The sequence below is a fragment of the Candidatus Neomarinimicrobiota bacterium genome (assembly GCA_041862535.1).
GTDB lineage: Bacteria > Fidelibacterota > Marinisomatia > SCGC-AAA003-L08 > TS1B11.
Window position 1 is genome coordinate 1 of sequence record JBGVTM010000355.1, and the last position, 5,459, is coordinate 5,459.

At 55.4% G+C, this 5,459-nt stretch carries 4 protein-coding genes; all 4 read right to left on the reverse strand.

Annotation, left to right across the window (positions count from 1 at the left end):
- On the reverse strand, nucleotides 1–2,652 hold a 2,652-nt coding region (locus ACETWG_12740), incomplete at its 3' end, for an SBBP repeat-containing protein (protein MFB0517454.1).
- Nucleotides 2,653–2,697: 45 nt separating this feature from the next.
- Nucleotides 2,698–4,188, reverse strand: coding sequence for an aldehyde dehydrogenase family protein (locus ACETWG_12745; GenBank protein MFB0517455.1), 1,491 nt, complete (start codon nucleotides 4,186–4,188; stop codon nucleotides 2,698–2,700).
- Between the two features lie 18 nt (nucleotides 4,189–4,206).
- Nucleotides 4,207–4,980: an enoyl-CoA hydratase/isomerase family protein gene (locus ACETWG_12750; protein ID MFB0517456.1), complete on the reverse strand. Its 774-nt coding sequence runs from the start codon at nucleotides 4,978–4,980 to the stop codon at nucleotides 4,207–4,209.
- 28 nt (nucleotides 4,981–5,008) lie between these two features.
- A partial coding sequence (locus ACETWG_12755) for a potassium transporter TrkG (GenBank protein ID MFB0517457.1) occupies nucleotides 5,009–5,459 on the reverse strand: 451 nt, incomplete at its 5' end.

The window sequence follows — 5,459 nt, forward strand, 5'->3', positions numbered from 1 at the left end:
ACTGTTGATCGGGTGACTGTGGGCAGTACCTCCGACATACACATTGCCCATGCCATCCACTCCCAGGGAATTGAAAATTACATATTCCAGGCTGTCCGCCCATTGAAGGATGCCATTAGCCGCCAATTTCATTATAATTTCATATCTCCAGTCACGATGGCCTATCAGAAGCATATTTCCATTATCGTCGACAGCCATATCCCATGGCAAAAGATTTATATCCCCTCCTCTTATCGACATTATTTTCCCACGATTACTATACTTGATAATAACAGGATGAGTATTGAGCCATGAACTGCCCAATACAATCACATTACCTCTGCCATCTACTCTGAGTGTCCTGGCGGATAGATCCCCTTGTTCCGGTACGGTATAGGTGGCAACCCATTGTCTCATACCATTAAAGTCTAATTTTAGGGTCCAGAGCACATCATCACTATCCTCTCCGTGACCCATACCCACCACATATACATTCCCCTGGGAGTCCACTTGGAAGTCTTCTGCAAACTCCCACGATCGGCCGGGACCATCATACCAGGCCGTCCATACTTCATGACCTGAGGGATCATATTTCACTATCACAATATCTTGGGTAGTATCCGGACCATAAGCATCTCCCAAGACGTAAACATTCCCTAAGGGATCAAGAGCCAGTTTCCACGCATTGTCTTCCCGCTGGGCGTGGCCGCTGAATTGAGCCGCCCACTCCAGGCTCCCTTCGGGACTATACTTGAGGGTGGCAAAATCAATCCGCTCCACCGGGTCTACAGTGGTACCGGTTACATACACGCTGCCTGCTTGATCAACGACTATCGAACTGGCAACGTCATCTCTTCCCCACCCATTATAATGCCGCACCCATGCCAGCACACCATCAGCCCGATATTTCGCCGTCAGAAAATCCTGGCGGCTGGGACCGGTATAACTGCATCCAGCAATATAGACCTGTCCCAAATGATCATAGGCAATATCCTTCGCAATATCCCTTGAAACTCGCTCACCATCGTAGCAGGAGACCCAGGCCTCCGTTCCGGAAGGTGTATATTTGATCGTGGCGTAATCCCAAGGCCGGCTGGAATAGGTGCTCCAGGTCGAACCGGTGACATACACGTTGCCACTTCGGTCTAGTGCGATGGCCACTGGTGAGCTCCTTAGATATCCAGGGGGGCCTTCGTACCTGGCGATCCAAGCTATGCTTCCGTCGCCGTTAAATTTGACTGTGGCATAGATATATTTACTGCCCTTGGAACTCTGACCTGTCACAAAAACAGCTCCACCAGGGTCTATGGTCATGTCCGTTACCCGATCAAGAGAGTATTCGTTCTCGCCGTCGTAATGGGCCACCCATTGCTCTCCGCCATCGGCGTTATACTTGATGATCGTAGCATCCAAGTAAGCCGGCCCCTCCTCAACGTTATAACCGGCCACTATCACATCCCCGGCTGAATCGATCTCCACCGCCACTCCCTCCGCCAATGTGGAAATGGAACCGGCAGAGGTACTGGAGTCGCCATAAGCCCGTTCCCACAGCAATCGTCCGTCAGGTGTGTATTTTAACGTCGTAATCTGATTGTATACACCGGCTCCGGTAACATAGACGTTACCGTCACGATCCACGGCCAGGGCTTTGGCACAGTCCTCGAGTTTTCCATCACCACCATACTCGGCAGCCCAGAGCTCGATTCCCCGGGCATCGTACTTCACCGTGGCATACATGCCATACTTATCGCCACCACCTTGATACCATAAACCACCTGTGACCACAACATTGCCAGACCGATCCAGAGCCATGTCAGTTATTCTGGTTTTAAGCCAGCTGGAATTAGAGAAGCTGGAGCGAGCTTCCCATAGCAGGGCGCCATCTGGATCATATTTGAGAGTAGCATAGTCAAAGGTTGATTCTGAGAACCAGCTGGCTCCCGACACAAACACATTACCGCTGTCATCCACTGCCAGCACATGTGCAAAGTCATCACCATGGGAGCTTCCGTCGAAATGAGCCACCCATTGCTCATATCCATCGGGATCATACTTGACCGTGGTATAATCGGCATCGTAATCCAACCCGTAAGTCGTGCCAGCGATATAGATGTTATCTTTGGTATCCACTACAATAGTTGAGGGTGTCGCGGGCCCATAGCCGATACCGGCAAAGGGCGCAGTCCAAAGCTGCCGGCCCAGTGAGTCGTACTTGATACTATACCATTCACTCACACCATCCGGTTGTGACCTATGACCTGTCACGATCACGTTGTTCCGGCTATCCACAGCCAGGTCGATTGCCTGATCGTGGCTGGGAGCCAGATCCGAACCGTACTCCCGGACCCAAGCGGGGCGTACGCTATCAGTAAGGGCATAAAGGGAGGATCCAATCCCACCTCCCGGCCGGAGCCTGTAGTTAGGGTAAGGTGCTAATCCAGGGATATCCTCTGGCTGGAGACTACGATACGGATTATCAGGCCGGGGGCGCCAGGGATATTGGGGAGGTCTCCCATCGGGATGGATAGGGGGATATGCAAATCCCGAGTTGGGATAGGCGTCCCGGCGGTACGGATTGTTTTCCGCTTCCAGCTGTTGAGGATCAACCTGCGAAGACGCCGAGGAAAGAAGAAGAGCAACGAATAGCGAAAGGGCTCGGAAGCGAAACCACATGCTGCAAGCTAATACAACATCGCGCCGTTGTCAAAACCGATCTTCCTATCGATACCACAACTTGATAAACTTCCTCAAGAGGCCATAGGTCTTCTGCCCCAGGTCGTACCACCACAGCTCCATCGGCAAGTTGATCCGGCTGCCCACCACCGCCTGCTGCCGCGAGAGATTGCGCAGCCCCTCTACTCCGTGGACCGCGCCCAGGCCGCTCTCCCGATGACCCCCAAAGGGAAGCGAAGCATAGCCGTATTGAACAATAACGTCATTCAGGACCACCGTCCCACACACCAGCTGACGGGCGATCTGGCGGCCCCGCCGCTCGTTGCCGGTAAATATATATGCACTGAGACCGAAACGGCTGTCGTTGGCCTTCCGGATCGCCTCCTCCTCAGAAGCAACCGGCATCACCGCCAGCTCGGGACCGAAAGTCTCATCGGTCATGATGGTCATCGTATGGTCTACATCAGTTATCAAGGCCGGAGGTATATGCCGACCATCAGGTTCACCAAACATTTCTACCCGGCCGCCCCTGGCTTCCGCATCCCTGAGATGGTCTATGATCTTGTCGTACTGCACATCTACCGTCACGGCACCCACAGCATCTTTGGGAGCACCACCGGCGGTCAGCTTCTTTGTCTCTGCCTGCACTAACATCAGGAATTCATCATATACCTGCTTCACGACATATACCCGCTCAACAGCCATACAGGTCTGCCCCGCATTGGTGAAACCACCCCATACCGCCGACTTCGCCGCCCGCTTGAGATTGGCATCCTCCAGCACGATCATGGGGTCTTTGCCGCCCAGCTCCAGGACCACCGGCTTGAGCCGCTCAGCACACGCCTGGGCGATCTGCTTCCCCACCTTGGTACTCCCCGTGAAGCAGACAACATCCGTCAGGGAAGAGGTCACCAGCCGCTGGCCAACGTCACCCGTGCCCAACACTACCTCGAACAGCTCCGGTCGCTCCGTAGCCGCATCGAAAAGCTCCTTGATGAGCAGGGCGTTCAGGCTGGCATATTCCGACGGCTTGACGATGACAGTATTGCCGGCCAGCAGCGCCTCAACCAGCGGGGCTGCAATCAGCACGAAAGGGTAATTCCACGGCGAAATCACCGCCGCTACACCGTGGGGACGATATTCCACATAACCCCGCTTGTGTACCAGGACCCCGCTGGCGCGATACTGGCGGCGGAGCACCGAAGGTGCGATCCGTTCCTGGTGCCGGATAACCTCCAGCGCCGCAAATACCTCGATTAGCCCTTCAGGGGATTTCTTCCCCGTTTCGGTGCAGATCGTTTCAATAATCCGGTCGAAATGGGTCACCAGGGCCTTTCGGAACCGCCGCACCAGCTTAATTCGCTCCCTGACAGGGGAACGGTTGTAACTGACCGCTGCCTGCCGCAGACACTCAAGGGCCTTATCAACCGCTTCCAGGCTATGGCATTCCAGATCCCGGATGGGCTCCCCCGTTGCCGGATTGAAGCATTTCAGTAAGGTTCTACCTGAAGGCAGCTTATCAACGGTGGCACTCACGGTCTCCCTCCCGATACCCTACTTGCCGGTAAACTCCGGCGTCCGCTTCTCAATGAAGGCCCGGGTGCCTTCCTGCATATCCTCGGTAGTGAAGGTGAGGGCGAAAAGGCGGGCCTCCAGGTCCAGCCCCTCTGCCAGGGGCATGTTCAATCCGTGGTTCACCGCCTGCAAGGTCAGCTCCACCGCCTTCGGCGCCTTCCGGGCAATCTGCTCGGCCAGCTTCTGGCAAGCGGGCAGCAATCCATCCACCGAAGTAACGGCATTGACCAGGCCGATGCGCAGGGCCTCGTCAGCCTCCACCATGCGGCCGGTGGTGAGCAGCTCCAGCGCCATCCCCTTCCCTATCAGACGCGGCAGCCGCTGTGACCCGCCGAATCCCGCCATCACCCCCAGGCTCACCTCAGGCTGACCGAATTTAGCCCGCTCCGAAGCCACCCGCAGATGACAAGCCAGGGCCAGCTCGCAACCACCCCCCAGGGCAAAACCGTTGACCGCGGCGATGACCGGCTTGGGGAATCCTTCAATCTTCCTGGTCAGGGCTTGACCCTGGCGGGCAAACTCCTGGGCCTCCAGCGGACTGAAAGAAGGAAACTGCCTGATATCCGCCCCGGCTGCAAAGGCCTTCTCACCCGCTCCCGTAAGAATCACCGCCCGCACCTGCTCACTGTTCACTTCGTCCAGGGCCCGGGACAACTCCTCCAATACCTGCGGCGTCAGGGCATTCAGGGCCTCCTGACGGTCGATGGTGATCGTAGCCACGGGACCGGAGATATCGATCTTGATGAAATCCATAAAGGTGTCCTTTTATTTGCTAAGGAGTCTATTTCCAGAACGTCCGGCCGAAGAGTACCATGACGGTGAAGATTTCCAGCCGACCGAGAAGCATCGCAAAGCAGAGCACCCACTTGGCACCATCGGCCAGCCAGCCATAGTGATCGTAGGGTCCCACCCCGCCAAAAGCCGGGCCGATATTCCCCAATGCCGACGCCGAGGCGCTCAGGGCCGTCATCATGTCCAGGTTGAAAAAACTCAGTATCAAGGCTATCACCAGAAAAATGCCCAGATAGAACAGCAGAAATCCCAGGGTGTTGCGAATCACTTGATCCGGAATGTTATAGTTACCCACCTTCACCGGAATGATAGCATGCGGATGAACCAGCTTGCGCATTTCAGCCACGATATATTTGAGCACCACCATGATCCGAATCACCTTGATCCCGCCGCCGGTAGAGCCGGCTGACCCACCAACGAAAAAGAGCGTGAATACCAGC